19 protein-coding genes are annotated in these 16,820 nt (G+C 45.7%); 17 read left to right on the forward strand and 2 right to left on the reverse strand.

Translation table 11 applies throughout. The features are described from left to right. The first annotated feature begins 271 nt into the window (after positions 1 to 271). Positions 272 to 1,009 carry a substrate-binding periplasmic protein gene (locus ACLWBD_RS08515; RefSeq protein ID WP_413570610.1) on the forward strand — a complete coding sequence of 246 codons (738 nt, stop codon included), beginning with the start codon at positions 272 to 274 and terminating at the stop codon, positions 1,007 to 1,009. Here ACLWBD_RS08515 and ACLWBD_RS08520 read toward each other — a convergent pair whose 3' ends face one another. Then, positions 1,010 to 1,468, reverse strand: coding sequence for a MarR family winged helix-turn-helix transcriptional regulator (locus ACLWBD_RS08520; RefSeq protein WP_413570612.1), 459 nt, complete (start codon positions 1,466 to 1,468; stop codon positions 1,010 to 1,012). 117 nt (positions 1,469 to 1,585) lie between these two features. Between ACLWBD_RS08520 and ACLWBD_RS08525 the strand changes: the two genes are divergently transcribed. The 3 genes from ACLWBD_RS08525 to ACLWBD_RS08535 are packed head-to-tail and all read left to right on the forward strand — an operon-like array spanning position 1,586 to position 5,327. Next, positions 1,586 to 2,899 (forward strand): TolC family protein, encoded by a 1,314-nt coding sequence (locus tag ACLWBD_RS08525; protein ID WP_413570613.1) that lies wholly within the window; start codon positions 1,586 to 1,588, stop codon positions 2,897 to 2,899. An 8-nt stretch (positions 2,900 to 2,907) separates the two neighbouring features. Further along, positions 2,908 to 3,756 carry an HlyD family secretion protein gene (locus ACLWBD_RS08530; protein WP_063207557.1) on the forward strand — a complete coding sequence of 283 codons (849 nt, stop codon included), beginning with the start codon at positions 2,908 to 2,910 and terminating at the stop codon, positions 3,754 to 3,756. A gap of 11 nt (positions 3,757 to 3,767) precedes the next feature. Then, the gene (locus ACLWBD_RS08535; protein WP_413570615.1) at positions 3,768 to 5,327 is read left to right on the forward strand and encodes a DHA2 family efflux MFS transporter permease subunit; all 1,560 of its coding nucleotides are present in this window, start codon (positions 3,768 to 3,770) and stop codon (positions 5,325 to 5,327) included. Between the two features lie 150 nt (positions 5,328 to 5,477). Here the strand turns inward: ACLWBD_RS08535 and pgsA are convergent, their stop codons facing one another. Further along, a complete protein-coding gene (gene pgsA, locus ACLWBD_RS08540; protein ID WP_413570617.1) occupies positions 5,478 to 6,038 on the reverse strand; it encodes a CDP-diacylglycerol--glycerol-3-phosphate 3-phosphatidyltransferase in 561 nt (186 codons plus the stop codon). A gap of 148 nt (positions 6,039 to 6,186) precedes the next feature. Here pgsA and ACLWBD_RS08545 point away from each other — a divergent pair, with 148 nt between their 5' ends. From ACLWBD_RS08545 to glmM, 13 genes are all read left to right on the forward strand, one after another. After that, positions 6,187 to 6,597, forward strand: a complete 411-nt coding sequence (locus ACLWBD_RS08545; RefSeq protein ID WP_063207549.1) for an acyl-CoA thioesterase — start codon at positions 6,187 to 6,189, stop codon at positions 6,595 to 6,597. Beyond that, complete coding sequence (gene glpX / locus ACLWBD_RS08550) at positions 6,576 to 7,535, forward strand: class II fructose-bisphosphatase (protein ID WP_413570618.1); 960 nt, start codon at positions 6,576 to 6,578, stop codon at positions 7,533 to 7,535. Before ACLWBD_RS08545 ends, glpX begins: the two co-directional genes overlap by 22 nt. Continuing rightward, positions 7,535 to 7,828 carry a hypothetical protein gene (locus ACLWBD_RS08555; protein ID WP_063207543.1) on the forward strand — a complete coding sequence of 98 codons (294 nt, stop codon included), beginning with the start codon at positions 7,535 to 7,537 and terminating at the stop codon, positions 7,826 to 7,828. Before glpX ends, ACLWBD_RS08555 begins: the two co-directional genes overlap by 1 nt. A gap of 73 nt (positions 7,829 to 7,901) precedes the next feature. Further along, the gene (locus ACLWBD_RS08560) at positions 7,902 to 8,333 is read left to right on the forward strand and encodes a type II toxin-antitoxin system RatA family toxin (RefSeq protein ID WP_413570619.1); all 432 of its coding nucleotides are present in this window, start codon (positions 7,902 to 7,904) and stop codon (positions 8,331 to 8,333) included. Next, on the forward strand, positions 8,323 to 8,697 hold the full coding sequence (locus tag ACLWBD_RS08565) for a hypothetical protein (protein ID WP_413570621.1): 375 nt from the start codon (positions 8,323 to 8,325) through the stop codon (positions 8,695 to 8,697). Before ACLWBD_RS08560 ends, ACLWBD_RS08565 begins: the two co-directional genes overlap by 11 nt. Further along, positions 8,697 to 9,500, forward strand: coding sequence for a type II secretion system protein J (locus tag ACLWBD_RS08570; protein ID WP_063207535.1), 804 nt, complete (start codon positions 8,697 to 8,699; stop codon positions 9,498 to 9,500). The genes ACLWBD_RS08565 and ACLWBD_RS08570 overlap by 1 nt, the downstream gene beginning before the upstream one ends. Positions 9,501 to 9,555: 55 nt before the next feature. Beyond that, positions 9,556 to 9,786, forward strand: a complete 231-nt coding sequence (locus tag ACLWBD_RS08575) for a hypothetical protein (protein WP_155722562.1) — start codon at positions 9,556 to 9,558, stop codon at positions 9,784 to 9,786. 50 nt (positions 9,787 to 9,836) lie between these two features. Beyond that, the gene (locus tag ACLWBD_RS08580) at positions 9,837 to 11,186 is read left to right on the forward strand and encodes an NAD-dependent succinate-semialdehyde dehydrogenase (RefSeq protein ID WP_063207530.1); all 1,350 of its coding nucleotides are present in this window, start codon (positions 9,837 to 9,839) and stop codon (positions 11,184 to 11,186) included. Between the two features lie 2 nt (positions 11,187 to 11,188). After that, positions 11,189 to 12,139: a tRNA lysidine(34) synthetase TilS gene (gene tilS, locus ACLWBD_RS08585; RefSeq protein WP_063207527.1), complete on the forward strand. Its 951-nt coding sequence runs from the start codon at positions 11,189 to 11,191 to the stop codon at positions 12,137 to 12,139. A 75-nt stretch (positions 12,140 to 12,214) separates the two neighbouring features. Further along, positions 12,215 to 14,161: an ATP-dependent zinc metalloprotease FtsH gene (ftsH, locus tag ACLWBD_RS08590; RefSeq protein WP_413570622.1), complete on the forward strand. Its 1,947-nt coding sequence runs from the start codon at positions 12,215 to 12,217 to the stop codon at positions 14,159 to 14,161. A 48-nt stretch (positions 14,162 to 14,209) separates the two neighbouring features. Then, entirely contained in the window at positions 14,210 to 15,022 is an 813-nt protein-coding gene (cdaA, locus tag ACLWBD_RS08595; RefSeq protein ID WP_063207521.1) for a diadenylate cyclase CdaA, read from the forward strand. After that, positions 15,019 to 15,441: a hypothetical protein gene (locus ACLWBD_RS08600; RefSeq protein ID WP_413570625.1), complete on the forward strand. Its 423-nt coding sequence runs from the start codon at positions 15,019 to 15,021 to the stop codon at positions 15,439 to 15,441. The genes cdaA and ACLWBD_RS08600 overlap by 4 nt, the downstream gene beginning before the upstream one ends. Position 15,442: 1 nt before the next feature. Next, positions 15,443 to 16,819, forward strand: coding sequence for a phosphoglucosamine mutase (glmM, locus tag ACLWBD_RS08605; RefSeq protein ID WP_413570730.1), 1,377 nt, complete (start codon positions 15,443 to 15,445; stop codon positions 16,817 to 16,819). Position 16,820: the final 1 nt, after the last annotated feature.

The raw sequence follows: 16,820 nt of genomic DNA on the forward strand, positions 1-16,820 counted from the left end.
TGTCACTCATAGACTCGAAAACCCCCTCCATATTGTTCCAGAGTGTTCCATGTACTTCCATTAGAGTGAAATTCCTTCATGAAATAAACAATTTACGCTGTTCCGTTTGTTGTAAAAATCTCCATGGGTTTGACCCCGCCTGTCCCGAAGGGTAATTCAGGGGCTCTTTACTATGGCAGTTGTGCTGAAACAATCAGACTTGAAGAAAGTCGGCACTGTTTCGTCTTTTTCGGTGACATAGAAGTCATACTCTATAGTCTCAGGCGTGAATATGAAGTTGGGTGTAATTCTATCAGTCGTTCTTTTTTCTTGCTGTGTTTTTGCAAAAGAAAAACAGGTGCTTCGTTATGGCGTGAACTCCAACTATGCCATGCCATTATTGGGAGTGACCCACTTGCCGCAAGGACAAGTTTTGCAAGGCGGTATTCTTAAAGATCTTGGTGAAGCGTTGGCCAAGGAGCTTAAGCGTGAGCCTCAGTTTATTCTTCTGCCTAAAATACGTGTCGCTGAAAATCTGAAAGAGGGCAGTATAGATGTTCTTTGTCATCTGAATGAAGTTTGGCAACCAGCGATCAAAAATGATGTGTACTGGAGTGACGAACTCTATGAAAGTCGCAACCTTATTGTGCACATCGATAGCAAGCCCATCAAAAGCATCAACGATCTTTATGGGGCGCGTGTCGGGACTGTTTTAAATTTCATTTATCAAAATTTAGATCCGTATTTTGCACGAAAGCAGATCCTGCGTGAAGATGCGCCAAGCAACGAAAGCAATATTCAGAAGATTTTGAAGGGCCGCATTGATTACCTGGTGATGTCGAATTTGGAGTTTGATTTCTATAAACGGATTTATCCCACACTCGATGCTGTCGATTTAAGTATGGACTCAGTGCAAACAAAGTGTGCTCTGTCTAAAAAGTCCTCTGTCAGTCTGGAGAGCTTCGAAAAAGCTATGCAGACTATTCAGCGCAACGGCCTGTTGCGGAAAATCTTGAAAGCCTACCAATAGTTAAGTGAGTTTATTCAGCATTTCATGAAGAGTCTGGCGTTCCTTGGCAGATAGCGGACTTAGAAACTCATTGGTAATGGCTGAATGTACATCCAATACTTTTTTTAATCCCTCTGCGCCCTTCGAGGTGATTTCCACAAGCTTAATGCGTCTGTCGACTTTGTCGGGTACTCGGCGAACCCACTTCATCTTTTCTAGTCCATCCAAGAACTTCACCATGGACGCTTTGTCGACGCCCATATCCTGACCCAGAGCGATCTGGCTTGCCGGCCCATTGAGATTAAGAAGCTTTAAAATCCCGATATGTGCAGTCACAAGTTTATGCTTCTCGAGTTCTTGTGAGAGCATAGTACGAAACTTCATGGCCGCTTTGATGAAAGAATAGCCGAACGAGGCCTTTAGCGCAGGGTGTACGCCGTTATAGCATGCTGGAATTGAGCCTGCCTCATTCTTTTTCAAAGTCGACCTCCAATCGAAAACCAAGGGGTGTGGTTTTTAATACTCAATTGATAGTAACACAAATGGTTTGCGACGCAAACGGTTTTGTGTTACAACCATTACATAGTTAGGTGGCTTATGAATCATCTTAAATGGATCTTCTCTTCTTTTATCTTACTCGTCTCTCTAGAATCTCACTCTCAATTCTTGAAACTCGGCGAAGCGGTGAATGAGGCCATGACTCAATCACCGAAAGTTCAAAAATCCGAATCCCAATATAAGGAAAGCAGCTGGAAAAAGACCGAGACTTACTCTGGCTTTTTGCCGACCTTATCTGCTAATGCCAGTTATCTCTTTGATAAGAAGTATGCCTTGGTGGATGTTAATATGAATAACACTCCACTAACCATCCCTCAGGTTGTGCCGACCACAAACCTTTATCTGACCGCGCAATGGTCGCTCTTTGATGGCTTTTCCAGCACCAACCGCTATCTCAGTGCGGGAGCTTTTGAAGATTCGGCAAAGAATGACTATGACTGGACTCGCTTTCAGGTAGAGCGCGAAGTCGTGGTTCTTTTTTATAAAGCTCTTGCTGCTAAAGAATTAAAAGCCGTCGCTGAACAAAATGTGCGCGCACTCAATGATCATCTTAAAGATGTTCGTCTGTTTAAAAAAGTCGGGACGTCGACAAACTACGATGTTTTACGCGTGGAAGTTCAAATGAGTGAAGCGCAGTCGGAACTTCTTAATGCCACTGATAATGTGGAAGTTGCACGCGCTCGCCTGAGTGAAGCTTTGGGGAAAGATCAAGACGTGCCTGAAGTTGAAGGGGTGCTGCCTCGGTTAAAACCAGAATTGGTTGCCAAGGTGGCCGAGTTTAACTCTAACGAACGAAAAGATCTTCAATCTCTTCGTCAGAAGGCGGAAGGGTTTCGTTACCAGGAAGATTCAGCAGAAAAATATTGGGTGCCTCGTCTGGCTTTAATTGGACAGTATCAGTATTACAACAACCGCAATGACCGTTTCGATGATTACGAAAATGGTTTCCGCGATGCTTGGCAATACGGCATCAGTCTGACCTGGAATATCTTTGATGGCATGACTTCGATTTCGCGCTCTAAACAAAGCATCGAACAAAAATATCAGGCTGAAAAGACTCTTCGCCAGGCAGAGCTGAAAGCCAAACGCGATTTCGATTTCTGGAAGCGTAAATATTTGTATTACTGCGCAGTTTTTGAAGCTCGTCAAAACGACATCGCGAAGTCTGAAGAAAGTGTTCGTTTATCCCGTGAAGGACAAAAAGTCGGAGCAAGAACAAATACAGATGTTCTTGATGCCGAGGCGGAGCTTTATCGTGCAAAAGCCGGCGCTGTGAATGCTCAAATCGGGGCGATTGAAGCTCTTGTGAATCTTGAGCTCAGCACGGGTCAAAAATTGGTTGATTTTAATTGAGGTTGAAAATGGATAAGAAGAAAAAGATTTTATCAGGTATTGGTGCCATAGCCGTGTTGGGCGCACTCTATTTCGTTTACGAACATTTTATGTTTGTGACAACGGACAACGCGCAGGTGGAGGCTCACTCAGTGATGATCGCCGCGAAAGTCGGCGGTTATGTAAAAGCGGTGCATGTCACGGAAGGTTTGCGCGTGAAGAAGGGTGATTTGCTCATCGAACTGGATGAGCGTGATTATCAAAACACTCTTCGTCAAATGAAAGGGGAGCTTTCATCTTTAGAGGCCCGTAAGCGGGATCTGGAAAAAAACCAACGACGCCTTTCAGAACTTTTCTCTAAAGGTGTCGTTTCTCAGCAGCAGTATGATGCGGCTTCGACTTCTTTTGCTGAAGCCAAAGCAAAATTTGAAGCCTTGTCTGCTCAAGTCGCGCAAGCCGAGTTGAATTTTGAAAATACGAAGATTAAAGCTCCTTCAGATGGGTTTATTGCAAAAAAATCGGTTGAAGTCGGACAGCTTGCGGCGCCGGGTGTTCCTTTGGTGGGATTTGTTGATGCCGGTGAAAGATGGGTGACTGCGAATTTCAAAGAAACTGAAATCGAAGGGGTTCAACCCGGTAAACGTGTGAATATCGATGTGGACGCGATTTCAGGTCGTAGTTTCGTAGGTGTTGTGGAATCTATCAGTTCTGCTACGGGCGCGACGTTCACATTGCTTCCTCCCGATAATGCGACCGGAAACTTCACTAAGGTTGTTCAGCGCGTTCCTGTAAAAATCAGATTTGAAAATGTGACGGCCGAAGAAGTGGAAGCTTTAAAAGCCGGTCTTTCGGCTTTCGTAAAGGTGCATAAGCACTAAGGTCGGTTTTTATGAAAAAGGAATCCGTACTGATTATAGTCGTGGCGGTGATGGCTTCGCTTTTAGAAATCATCGACGCCTCGATCGTGAACGTGGCCTTGCCCTCAATGATGGGGAACTTAGGGGCTACGTTGGAAGACATCAGTATGGTGATCACGGGCTACGCGATCGCCAATGCCATTGTCTTACCGGTCTCTGCTTGGTTGGGGGAGCGCATTGGTCGCAGGACTTACTTTCTGGGATGTATTCTGCTTTTTACGGGCACCTCCGTCGCCTGTGGTCTTGCGCCGAATTTAGAGACACTCACCATTTTCCGTATCCTTCAAGGATTGGCGGGCGGAGCTCTTCTGCCGACATCGCAGACTTTAATCTATGAACAATTCCCGAAAGAAAAAGCGGGGATTGCGGGTGCGATCTTCGGGATGAGTGTGATGATTGGTCCAACACTCGGTCCAACGATGGGTGGATATCTGACTGACAACTTCGGTTGGAGATCTATTTTCAATATCAATCTTCCTCTAGGTTTGATTGCGTTCTTCATCGGCGCCGCCGTAATTTTCAATCGCCCGAAAGAAGAAGGACAGCATCAGGAAAAACAAGAGCTTGATATCTGGGGTCTGACCTTTTTGGTGTTAGGTATTGGATGTCTGCAATTTGTTTTAGAGCGCGGCGAAGCTGAAGATTGGTTTGCTTCACGTATGATCGTGTTTAATGCGATCATCGCCGTGGTCAGTTTGCCACTCTTCGTATGGTGGGAATTGCGCGTGAAAAATCCGATCATCAATGTGCGCCTTTTCTTAAAACCGTTAGTCAGTAACGGTGTGATGCTGATGGCGATGGTGGGATTCTTCCTTTATGGCGTCGTCTTTATTTTGCCTATTTTTGTAGGACGAACCCTGCACTTAGATGCGACTCAAACGGGCATGCTCTTTATCCCCGGATCCTTATTAACGGCAGCCATCATGCCGTTCGTGGGTCGACAGATGTTTAAAGGGACGAATCCGAAGATTTTAATTTTTATCGGTTTGGTTTCTTTAGAGATTTGTTTGTTATTGATGACACGTTTGTCACCGCAGTCTTCAGAACGAGATGTTCTGAATATGATGTTTGTGCGGGGATTCGGAATGGCCTTCTTATTTGTGCCTATCAACTCTTCCATCTTGAGCCAGTTTAAAGGTGTCGAGATGGGACAAGTTTCCGGCTTGTTGAATCTGGCTCGTCAAATAGGTGGAAGTGTGGGGATTGCTCTTATCGGCACGCTCTTAACTAAGAACAGTCATCAAAACTATCTGGATCTGGCTGGGAAAGTGTCATTGCTAAATCCGCAAACGCAGAATGCCTACTACTCTTCAGCTTCGGGATTGGGAGTTAAAATGAGTGAAGGTTTAGGGATGGCCACGGGATCCGAGGCCGCCTTGCGAAGTCTTTATGGGCGTATTCAGAATCAAGTCTTTATGCTGAGCTTTACTCAGTTGATGTTCTTAATGATGTTGATCTTTTCTTTGTCGTTCATCCCTCTTTATTTTTTAAAATTTAAAGAGAAGACAAACAAGGTCGTGGATGCTCACTAATTAGCGCAGGATCGAACTGAAAGAGGAACTGGCGAAAGAAACGGGCTTTTGTGTTTTAGCCGAAGCAATCTTCAAATAGCTCGATAGCAAAAGAGCTAAGAAAATGAAGAACCAATTGCTAGGTGATAAATGCAAAAGCATAACCGTCCATTAAGCCTTTCGGCTTTTAAGATAACCTAAATAGTATTCGATACCGCTGGTTATACTCAAAATGACGCTGATCCACAAGACGCCGTAGCCAATTTTGTCTAAATAGGGCAGGTAAGGCTCTAAATTTCCAATAATTACAATCGGGATGGCCACCATTTGCATCGCCGTTTTCCATTTTCCGGCAGGTTTGGCAGCGATAATGATTTGATCTGCCGCAGCAACGGAGCGGATGCCTCCGATAAAGTTGTCACGCGCCAAAATAATAATGACCATCCAGGCATCGATTTTACCTAGAGCTAGAAGCATGGCTAAGACACTTGTCACAAGAATTTTGTCGGCAATCGGGTCCATAAATTTTCCGAAATTGCTAACAGCGTTGTACTTACGAGCGTAGTAACCATCGTAGTAATCCGTGATCGAAGCTAGAATGAAAAACACAGCCGCCGCGATATTCCAAGTGAGAGTGTCGGGCCACATCATTGCCACAATAACGGGCACAGCGAAGATACGACTGAGGGTGATTCTCATCGGAAGATTTTTTTGAAACTCGGTTGCTGTCATATCGTCCTTTGTTGATGCTGCTTCAGCTACGGACCGAAGGCCCTTCGCTCTGCGGCCTCGCGGCCCTTCAGCCTGCGCGCCAAGGCGCTTCGGCTCTGCCGGCGTCCGCCGGTTGACTAAAACTAACCGTTTAGACTAGAAATAATCAATGTTTATTCATCGTCACAAAGTGCAGTTTTATGAAACAGACCTTATGGGGATTGTTCACCATAGCAACTATTTGCGTTTTTATGAAGAAGCGCGGGTGGGGTGGGCGCATGCGAAGGGTCTTTTGGATTATCAGAAGCCGGGGTCGGCAAGTCAGTTTGCTGTTTACGAGACCCAGGTTCGACATATAAAGCCGACTTTTTTTGGCGATGATTTAGAAATTGAAGTGCAGGGTCGAACCGAAGGCAATCGCATTGTTTTGCAGTATCGCTTGCGGGGACGTAATAAAGAAATTTGTTCGCTTGCGAAGACCGTGCATGTAGCATTAGGACCGGACTTAAAACTACAAAGACTGTCGGCTGAAATGAAGGCCGCGGCGGAGAGTGACTCATGGACAGAAACCTGGCTTTAGAATTCGTACGTGTAACCGAGGCAGCAGCTTTAGCGTCCGCAACATGGGTGGGACGTGGCGAAGAAAAAACCGCGGATAAAGCAGCCGTCGATGCCATGAGAAAAGCCTTTGACCACATCCGCATGGATGGCACGGTTGTTATCGGTGAAGGTGAGCGTGACGAAGCGCCCATGCTTTATATCGGCGAAAAAGTCGGTCACAAGACGGAAGATTCTCCAAAATTAGATATCGCTTTAGATCCTCTTGAAGGAACAACAATCTGTGCAACAGGTGGCCCAGGTTCTATTTCTGTTATTGCGGTTGCAGAACAAGGGAAGTTCCTGCATGCACCTGACACTTACATGGATAAAATCGCTTGCGGTCCTGGTGCAAAAGGCCACATCGACATCGATAAGTCAGCAACCGAAAATATCAAAGCAGTCGCGAAGGCCCTAGGTAAGTCCGTAAGCGAAATGACTGTCGTGATTTTAAATCGCCCTCGCCATGAAAAATTAATTGCTGAAGCGCGCGCAACTGGCGCTCGCATCAACTTGATCGGTGATGGTGATGTTTCTGCTGCCGTCTCTACAGGATGGAATGACACAGGGATTGATTTGCTTTTAGGTATTGGTGGCGCGCCGGAAGGCGTGATTTCCGCAGCGGCAATGCAATGCTTGGGCGGAGACTTCCAAGGTCGTTTGAAATTCAGAAACGACGAAGAAAAAGCACGCGCAAAGCGCATGGGTGTTGCGGATCTAGAAAAGAAATTTACGATTGATGAATTAGCTTCAGGCTCTGTGATGTTTATCGCGACGGGCGTGACGGATGGATCTCTTTTAAAAGGCGTTCGTTTTATGCCAGGCGGACAAGCAAAGACTCATTCTATCGTTATGCGTTCGGCGACAGGCACCATCCGTAATATTGAAGCGCATCACGTTTTAAATAAGAAGCCTCAGTAATGGAAGGAAAGCTGTTCTGCTTTAATTGCAATAAAGAGATGGCTTTTGCGGGAGTCATCGGACGCCGCGAAGAGTGCCCTCATTGCCGTGCGGATGTTCACGTGTGCAAGAATTGCGAACACTATGATCCCAAAGTTTATAATGAATGTCGTGAGCCACAAGCGGATGTGGTTCGCGAAAAAGATCGAGCGAACTTCTGTGATTACTTTACTCCGCGCAAAGGCAGTGGCGGCGGTATTGATAAGGCGGCCGCACTAAGAGCTGCGGCCGAAGCTCTGTTTAAAAAGTCTTAGGTTGTTGTAACATAATCATTCGTGGTCTAGGTCCGCGTTGACTTGAGAGTCGTTGCAAAGACACACTTATTTTATGGCAAAAGCATCAACCACCGAAGTTTTCAATTGTACTCCCGAGCAATTTTATAAAATCATCGCTGACTACGAAAAATACCACGAGTTTTTACCAGAGGTAAAACAGTGCAAAGTTTTGAAGTCAGAGGGCCATCGCAAGCTTGTTGAATACAACGTGCAAGTGATGAAGTCTTTTAAGTACAGCCTTTGGATGACTGAAAATGCACCCACCAGTATCTCGTGGGAATTTGCGTCCGGAGACATTTTTAAAACGTCTGTAGGATCCTGGAAATTGGAAAACGAAGCTGGCAAAACGCGCGCGACTTATTCGGTTGAAGCGACTTTCAGCATGTTTGTTCCCGGTCCGATTGCAAATGCCTTGGTCAGCGTGAATCTTCCAAATATGATTAGCAGCTATCACAAGCGAGTGAAACAGCTTTATGGCGTCTGATGATGCAAACAGAAAAGACGATAAGGACAACGCCTCGGGAGATCTTAAAGGTCTTCTGGGTGACACTGTAAAAAAAGTTTTTACAGCTGGGGTCAGTGCGGCTTTCATGACCGAAGAAAGCCTGCGCGCTTATGTCTCTGAATTGAAACTGCCCAAAGAAGCGTTGAACCTTCTAATTCAAGGTGCCAATAAGTCTAAAGAAGAGGTCACCAATCGCGTGACAAAAGAAATCTTAGGCATCATTCAAAAAATTGATTTTGTGAAAGAGGCCTCCAAGTTCGCTGAGACTCATAAATTCAAAATCACCGCCGAAATCGATATCATAAAAAAAGAAAATACCAACAAAGACTCCGATCCCTCTTAATGACGAAGAAATTGAATTCTGCGGGATTAAGTTTGATTGAAATGTTAGTCGCCGTGGCGATTGGCAGTATTATGTTAGTGATGGTCGCCTCCATGTTTCAAGCGCAACAAAAAGAAGTGCGCTCCCTTCGCCAAAAGCAGGAAGTCATCGAACTTAAAAATCTGATGCTTGCCCAACTCACAAAAACCGAAGTGTGTTCATGGCAACTTAAAGGCCGCGTGATTGATGTGGCGGCTTCGCCGACAGCGGCAAAACCCTCTGAAACGATTTTGAACTTAAAAGAATTGCGCCAAGGTGTAAACAACGCCTCAGCGATTGTAGCTAAAACTGGCGACAGCCTTCCGGGTTCCAGTATTAAAGTAAAGAGCATCACGTTCAAAGACATTTATCCGACAGGAAATCCTGACGAATACAAAGGTGTTTTTGAAATTACATTTGATGAATCTTCATTGGCGTATCCTCTTCGTCCTTTGCAAACGCAGCAGATCATCAAGACTCTTTCCGGTTCTCCAGATCGTGCCAAGATTATCGATTCGTGCGGGACAGTTTCTGCCTCCAGTGGATTGGGTGAAGAGGATCTTGATACGAGCGAATCCTTTGATGTTTATTGCGAATATCGATGGGTGACTTCCAATGGGTATAATGGCGGCTATGCTTCGTTTAAGGCGTCTTTAGTGACTTCCGAGATGTTGCAGTGGCAGGAAAAAGATCAAGACCCCACGCGCGTGTTTCGCACGAATAAGCGTCAGGCCATGGGCCCCCGATCCGGTGTCATTCGCGGCATCTATAAAGTCTGTCCTTAAGAACTCGACTTAAGGCGATCTCAAGTTGAGACGATTTTTCTCCGACAAGACGGACATGGAAAATGAAATCTTAAGCGTCATTTCAGTTGTTCTGTTCTGTTTGTGTTGTCACCAGTTCATTCGAACGGTGGTGAAACCAATTCCGCTTTTGGCGTCCGAAAGACCTTATGCGCGCGCAGCAATGCAGCTTGGCAAATTCTATAAGTCGATGGCTTGGGGGTCGATGACGGGGGCATTTTTATTGGGCCTCGTTTATTCGTTCACCCAAGTATTTACAACTCTTTAGTTCTCCTAAAATCGAAAATTCTGTGGCAGCCTTGCTGATGGAGGCCTGCCATGAATACATTTTCCACAGTCAATCCTGCCACCGGCGAAACTCTAAAAACCTATCAACACACATCTTGGGAAGAATCGCAAAAAGCCATTCAAGGGGCTTGTGAGGATTTTAGCAAGTGGCGTAAGACTTCTTTCGAAGAGCGCGCCGTCGTTTTAAATAAACTTGCACAAAGTCTTCGGCAGCATAAAACGGAACTCGCGCAAATGATGAATGCCGAGATGGGAAAGCTGATCGCGGAAGGAAAAGCGGAAGTTGAAAAGTGCGCTGTCACTTGTGAATACTATGCGAAAGAGGCGGCTCACATGCTTAAAAATCAAGTGGCTGCTTCATCTCCTTACAAAACGGCCGAGGTGAGTTTTCAACCTTTGGGCGTGGTTTTTAGTATCATGCCTTGGAATTTTCCTCTGTGGCAGACGATTCGATTTGCAGCCCCTGCTTTGATGGCGGGGAATGTCATCCTCTTAAAACACGCAGATCTGACGGCAGGAACAGCTGCGATGGTCGGGCAGATTTTTTCAGATCTGACATCGGGATATAAACTTTTAAGAAATATCCAAGTGGATCATGAAGTCGCAGCCAAAGTGATTGCAGATAAAAATGTGCGAGGGGTGACTTTCACTGGAAGTTCCAACGGCGGAAGATCTGTAGCGACCGAGGCGGCAAAGAATTTAAAGAAAATTGTTCTTGAGTTGGGTGGCAGTGATGCCTATCTCGTTCTTGAGGATGCCGATGTTGAAATGGCCGCGAAAACGTGCGTGAAGGCGCGTCTGGTAAATTGTGGGCAAAGCTGCGTGGCGGGAAAAAGATTTATCGTGCATGAAAAAATCGCGAAGGATTTTATTCAGCACTTTGTGAATGAAATGAAGGCCTCAGAAATCGCACCACTTGCGAGCAAAAAGTTCCAAAAGACAATTATCGAGCAAGTTGAAAAACTCAAATCCTGGGGTGGTAAAGTCGTTCTTGGTGGCACAGCGCCGCAAGGTGAGGGAGCTTATTATCCCGCGACGGTGATCGTCTTCGAAAACAATCACCCCGAACTTCACGCCGAAGAAGTTTTTGGACCCGTGGCTTCGATCATTATTGCAAAAAGCACACAGGAAGCTTTGGATTTCGCAAACTCATCTCCGTATGGATTGGGCGGTGGCATCTTCACAAGTGACCTAAAAAAAGGCAAAGAGCTTGTGGAAAAAGAGTTGCAGGCCGGATTTGTCGTAGTGAATGATTATGTGAAGTCAGACCCGCGCATTCCTTTTGGAGGAGTGAAAGAGTCGGGTTATGGAAGAGAGCTGGGGCACTTTGGTATTCTGGAATTCGTGAATATCAAAACGGTGGCGGTGGCCGGGGAGTAAGAGTGAAACTAAAAAGAGCCAAGCAAGATTTAGATCATCACGTGTGGAAATTAGTAAAAACGCACTCGCTGAATGAGAAAAAGATTTTGGTGGCTCTTTCGGGTGGGACGGACTCGGTCGCGCTTTTGCGCGTGCTTTCGAAAATTCATAAGAAAGAACTTTTAGGGGCGTGCTACTTTCATCATGGTGAAGATTCCAATCAAGAGTATCGCAAGGAAGCCCAAATCTTTTGCGAAAAACTATGCACTAAATTAGGCATTGAATTTTTCCCTTTAAAATCGTCCGTCTTAGCAAAATCAGAAGCAGAATATCGTGAGCTGCGTTACGAAGCTTTAACCCGCCTCATGAAGGAACAAGGTTTTCAAATTCTTGCTACAGGACATCATCGAGACGATCTTTTAGAGACTCGACTTTTGCGTTTGATACGAGGTACGGGGTCCCAAGGATTTCAAGCCATGCATGTCCTAAAAGACGACAAGTTTCGTCCCTTTTTGGAAATCACAAAGCGAGAATTAAAAAAATATCTGCGCGAAGAAAAGCTTCGCATTTTTGAAGATCCTAGCAACGACAAACTGGACCCTCTGCGCAACTGGATTCGCGAGGATTGGTTGAAAGCTTTAGAGAAGCGTTCGCGAGGAGCTGCTTCGTCACTAGCTCGCTCTTTAGAAACCATTGCGCTTGAGATGGAAAATCGCGCTTGGGGTGATCTTTTGAGTCAAAATGAGGCTTATAAGACACAGGGCTTATCTCGGGGTTTTTATCTCACATTAAGCCCCTTCGAACAAAAACGACTGCTAGCGCAATACTTATTCGCTCTGGGAAAAAAAGATTTTTCGCAGTCTCATCTCGAAGAAATACAAAAGCGCCTGGACAAGTCACAAAAAGTGATCACATTCAAAGTCGGCGGATGCCACTGGGAAGTTAACGCAGAGCAAATTAAGGTCCAGTCCTGATTTGAGAGGTGTTTGTGACCCTTAAACCGTGTTACCCTTGAGGGTGACTTTAGACCTCGTTTGAAAGGAACTGAAATGCGCTCTACTCAAAAAACGCTAGCACTCTGGTTCTTCCTCATCATTATGGCTGTCTTTCTGTTTCAGGCCTATGAGAGTAAGCACCAAAAAGTGATTGCTGATTTTAACTTCTCGAAATTCACAGAGGCTGTGAAAGCTGGTGAAGTTGCGACTGTCACTTTCCGTCAGGACACAAGTGAAATTGTCGGTGAAATGAAACCGGAATTTGAAAAGAAATATAATGGAACTCACTTTGCCATTATCGGTAACACTCAAGATGAGGGTTATAAATTTCTTCAAGCTAACGGTATTACTCCAAACTACGAACGTGCTGACAACGGTGGTTTCTTCCAATCTTTGATTGTGAACTGGTTGCCATTGATTTTGATCGTCGCGATGTTCTTGTTCATCATGCGCCAGATTCAAGTCGGCGGTGGTAAAGCTATGTCGTTCGGCAAAAGCCGCGCGCGCCTTTTAACGGAGCACAAAAATCGTGTGACGTTCAAAGAAGTGGCAGGCGTGGATGAAGCTAAAGAAGATTTGCAAGAGATAGTTAGCTTCTTAAAAGATCCAAAAAAATACACAAAATTAGGTGGCCGTATTCCTAAAGGTGTTTTGCTGGTAGGTCCTCCGGGAACAGGTAAAACATTGCTGGCTCGCGCGGTTGCGGGTGAAGCGGGTGTGCCATTCTTCACAATCTCGGGATCTGACTTCGTTGAGATGTTCGTGGGTGTGGGTGCGAGCCGTGTTCGTGATTTGTTTGAGCAAGGTAAAAAGAATGCTCCATGTTTGATCTTCATCGATGAGATCGATGCAGTAGGACGTCATCGTGGTGCTGGTATGGGTGGTGGTCACGACGAACGTGAGCAAACTCTGAATCAGCTTCTTGTTGAGATGGACGGTTTCGAATCTTCTGAAGGTGTTATCTTGATCGCAGCGACGAACCGTCCTGACGTTCTCGATCCCGCTCTTCTTCGTCCAGGTCGTTTCGACCGCCGTGTCGTTGTGAATAAGCCAGACCTTAAAGGTCGAGAGCAAATCCTAACGGTTCACATGCGTAAGACTCCATTGGGTCCTGACGTTGAACCGTCTAAGATTGCTCGTGGTACTCCGGGCTTCTCGGGTGCTGACCTTGAGAACTTGGTGAACGAAGCGGCATTGATCGCCGCTCGCACAGATAAAAAATACTTGGATATGGAAGACTTTGAAAAAGCCAAAGACAAAGTCATCATGGGTTCTGAAAGAAGATCCATGGTTATCTCTGACGAAGATAAGCGCGTGACCGCTTATCATGAAGCAGGGCATACGCTTGTTGGTAAAAAGCTAACAGGTCTTGATCCAATTCATAAAGTAACAATCATCCCTCGCGGAATGGCATTGGGTGTGACTCAGACATTGCCTGAAAAAGAAAGCGTTTCATTGTCGAAGCAAAAAGCGGAAAACATGATTGCCTTCTTGTTTGGTGGTCGTGCCGCTGAAGAAGTGATCTTTAAAGACATTACAACGGGCGCTGGTAACGATATCGAGCGTGCGACAGACCTAGCTCGCCACATGGTTTGCCAGTGGGGTATGAGTAAGTTAGGTCCTTTGGCTTTTGAAAAACGTGAAGGCCCGGTGTTCCTAGGAATGCAATACGGTCACACGCATAAAGATTACTCTGAATCAAAAGCGCAAGAGATCGACGCGGAAGTTTCTAAGATCATCAACGAAGGATACTCCATCGCGGTTCGTATCTTGACGGATTACAAAGATGCTCTTGAAAGATTGGCGAACGCCCTTCTTGAGTACGAAACTATCGACGGTCACGAAGTAGAAATGCTTGTGAACGGTGCGGCTGTTGCGGAGATTGAAAAATACCGTAACAACAAAAGAGATGGTGGCGGTTTAGGTGCTGTGGTGACGGCGGGTAAAAAAGATTCTTCGGGATCTGACCCTGTAGGTAACACGGGTCCTGTGACTATCTAGTATTCGCGAAGCTTTTAGTAGAACGTTTTAATAATTAGAGGCATCTTGATGTTGCAACAGTTTGTCGACAACTTGATATTTATCGTCCAGCATCTGCGCGTGCAAGATGCTGTCGATATGCTTCTAGTGTGGATGGTGGTTTACCGGATCTTGGTTCTGATCAAAAGAACCGGCACCATCCAAATGCTTTCCGGTCTTGGAGTTCTAGCCATCGGGTACATCCTGAGTATTTGGCTAGAACTTTTTACGTTTAATTGGATCTTAGAAAAATTCTTCTCAAATCTTTTCGTGATCGTGGTCGTCCTTTTCCAAGGCGAGATTCGCCGTGCTTTAGCGCACATTGGAAGCAATCCTTTCTTCAATGACGCCTCGACAATTCAAGAAACGCAAATCATCGAAGAGATCGCCAAAGGCATCATCTTAACTGCGCAAAAAGGTTTCGGCGCCTTGGTGGTGGTTGAGCGTGAAATCGTGATCGACTATCACATTGAATTTGGAACGGAAATGGACTCTAAAGTCTCAGCGGAGTTACTGGCGTCCATCTTCCATCCAGAAAGCCCCATGCATGATGGGGCGGTTCTTATTCGTAACGGCAAGCTTCATTCCGCAGGCTGTTTTTTGCCTTTAAGTAAAAATCCGGCTTTAGATAAAAACCTGGGCACACGTCACCGTGCTGCCATCGGATTAACAGAAGAAACAGACGCCTTGGTGTTTGTGGTTTCTGAAGAAAATAAATCTATCGGTATCGTACAAGGTGGTCACTTAAGCCCGAATGTCGAATTGGGCGATATCCGCAAGGCTCTTTATGAAACCTTCGGCCTTAAATACAAAGCCTTCTCTCAACAAGGGGAGGTTCTGTGAGACGTCGTTGGTCCAATATCGTCACCGAAAATTTCAGCTATAAAGTGGTCGCACTTTTTATCTCTTTGATCTTGTGGCTGACCATTTTAGGTCGCCGGGACTTCGTCCTTAGCAAGAACATTGATGTTGAGTTGATCACGGCTCCGGGGACGCAGGTCGTTGCGCAGACAACAGACCACATCAAAGTAAAAGTTTCTGGGCCGCGTTCCTCCTTGAAAAAATTCTTGGAGAGTTCCCTATCTCAAGCTATCACACTTGATATTTCACAAAAGGGTGAAGGGGTGGTTTATGTGGACATCCCTTTGAATAAGATAGAAGTGCCCCTGGGCGTAAGAATCCTCGGCGTGCGGCCTAATCAGATTCAAGCCGAAGTGGTTCCAGTGAGAGGTCAGACAAATGACGAACAAAAAGGTCAGTAAAGTGGAAAAGAAAGCAAAGCTTTTTGGTACCGACGGCATTCGCGGTACGGCAAATCAATGGCCCATGACACCGGATATGGTGGTTAAAATCGGGCAAGCTATCGGGTATCTCCTACAAAAAGAAACTCACGGTTCTCCGGCAGTGACGCCTCGTAAAGTGGTTATCGGAAAAGATACGCGTCTTTCGGGTTATATGATCGAGCAAGCTCTAGCGAGTGGTTTAAACTCCATGGGTGTTTTTGTTCAATTGGTAGGTCCACTTCCAACTCCGGGTATCGGGTATTTAACTCGCACGATGAGAGCGGCGGCAGGTATTGTTATCTCCGCTTCTCACAATCCTTTCCATGACAATGGTATTAAAGTTTTCGGTCCTGATGGTTTTAAAATCTCTGATACGATGGAAAAAGAAATCGAACGTTTGGTGCTTGAAGAAGACCTGACGGAGTTCCTTCCTCCAAGTAAGGACATCGGTCGCACAAAGCGTATCGAAGACTCCCAAGGTCGTTACATCGTTTATGTGAAGGGTACTTTCCCTTTAGAGTACACGCTAGATGGAATGCGTATCGTTCTAGATACGGCGAACGGTGCTTCTTACAAAGTGGCTCCGTCCGTGTTCCAAGAGCTGGGTGCGGAAGTCATTCAATTGGGTGACGATCCAAATGGCACAAACATCAACGACAAGGTCGGTGCTTTGTATCCACAAAAACTTTCTGAAGCTGTGATTCAATATCGCGCGGATGTCGGAATCAGTCTTGATGGTGACGCCGATCGCGTGATCATGGTGGATGAAAAAGGGGAGATCGTAAACGGGGACCGCATCCTCGCAATCTGTGCTCTTCACATGAAAGAGCGTGGTCTTCTTAAGGGGAACACCTTGGTCGCGACGCAAATGTCGAACTTTGGTCTTGAAAAGCGCATGAACGAGGCCGGCATCAAGCTTGTGAAAACAGGCGTTGGTGATAAGTACGTCGTCGATGAAATGAGAAAAAACGGTTACAACCTGGGTGGTGAACAATCCGGCCATATTATTTTCTTAGATCACACGACTACGGGTGATGGTTGTATCGCGGCTTTGAGTGTTCTTGCGGTGATGAAACAAACCGGTAAAAAGATGAGCGAATTGAATCGCGTGTTTGAGGACATGCCTCAGGTTCTTATAAATTGCCGTGTAAAACGTCGCACCGAGCTTCATGAAATCACGGGTTACGACAGTTTGATTGCAAGTATTGAAAAGAAATTAGGCGGCGAAGGCCGCGTCTTTGTGCGTTTCTCAGGAACAGAACCCGTGATTCGTGTTTTGGTGGAAGGATCTAATAAAACACAAATCAGTCAGTTCGCAGAAGAGATCGCCTCCTTCTTAGAAAAAGAGTTATCATAGT

The sequence above is a fragment of the Bdellovibrio sp. HCB117 genome (genome assembly GCF_047305915.1).
In the GTDB taxonomy this organism is placed as follows: domain Bacteria; phylum Bdellovibrionota; class Bdellovibrionia; order Bdellovibrionales; family Bdellovibrionaceae; genus Bdellovibrio; species Bdellovibrio bacteriovorus_B.

Bases quoted from the DNA above. Each gene is read 5' to 3' on its own strand.
- ACLWBD_RS08515 (WP_413570610.1), top strand. From the start codon at position 272: ATGAAGTTGGGTGTAATTCTATCAGTCGTTCTTTTTTCTTGCTGTGTT.
- ACLWBD_RS08525 (WP_413570613.1), top strand. From the start codon at position 1,586: ATGAATCATCTTAAATGGATCTTCTCTTCTTTTATCTTACTCGTCTCT.
- ACLWBD_RS08530 (WP_063207557.1), top strand. From the start codon at position 2,908: ATGGATAAGAAGAAAAAGATTTTATCAGGTATTGGTGCCATAGCCGTG.
- ACLWBD_RS08535 (WP_413570615.1), top strand. From the start codon at position 3,768: ATGAAAAAGGAATCCGTACTGATTATAGTCGTGGCGGTGATGGCTTCG.
- pgsA (WP_413570617.1), bottom strand. From the start codon at position 6,038: ATGACAGCAACCGAGTTTCAAAAAAATCTTCCGATGAGAATCACCCTC.
- ACLWBD_RS08545 (WP_063207549.1), top strand. From the start codon at position 6,187: ATGTTTATTCATCGTCACAAAGTGCAGTTTTATGAAACAGACCTTATG.
- glpX (WP_413570618.1), top strand. From the start codon at position 6,576: ATGGACAGAAACCTGGCTTTAGAATTCGTACGTGTAACCGAGGCAGCA.
- ACLWBD_RS08555 (WP_063207543.1), top strand. From the start codon at position 7,535: ATGGAAGGAAAGCTGTTCTGCTTTAATTGCAATAAAGAGATGGCTTTT.
- ACLWBD_RS08560 (WP_413570619.1), top strand. From the start codon at position 7,902: ATGGCAAAAGCATCAACCACCGAAGTTTTCAATTGTACTCCCGAGCAA.
- ACLWBD_RS08565 (WP_413570621.1), top strand. From the start codon at position 8,323: ATGGCGTCTGATGATGCAAACAGAAAAGACGATAAGGACAACGCCTCG.
- ACLWBD_RS08570 (WP_063207535.1), top strand. From the start codon at position 8,697: ATGACGAAGAAATTGAATTCTGCGGGATTAAGTTTGATTGAAATGTTA.
- ACLWBD_RS08575 (WP_155722562.1), top strand. From the start codon at position 9,556: ATGGAAAATGAAATCTTAAGCGTCATTTCAGTTGTTCTGTTCTGTTTG.
- ACLWBD_RS08580 (WP_063207530.1), top strand. From the start codon at position 9,837: ATGAATACATTTTCCACAGTCAATCCTGCCACCGGCGAAACTCTAAAA.
- ftsH (WP_413570622.1), top strand. From the start codon at position 12,215: ATGCGCTCTACTCAAAAAACGCTAGCACTCTGGTTCTTCCTCATCATT.
- cdaA (WP_063207521.1), top strand. From the start codon at position 14,210: ATGTTGCAACAGTTTGTCGACAACTTGATATTTATCGTCCAGCATCTG.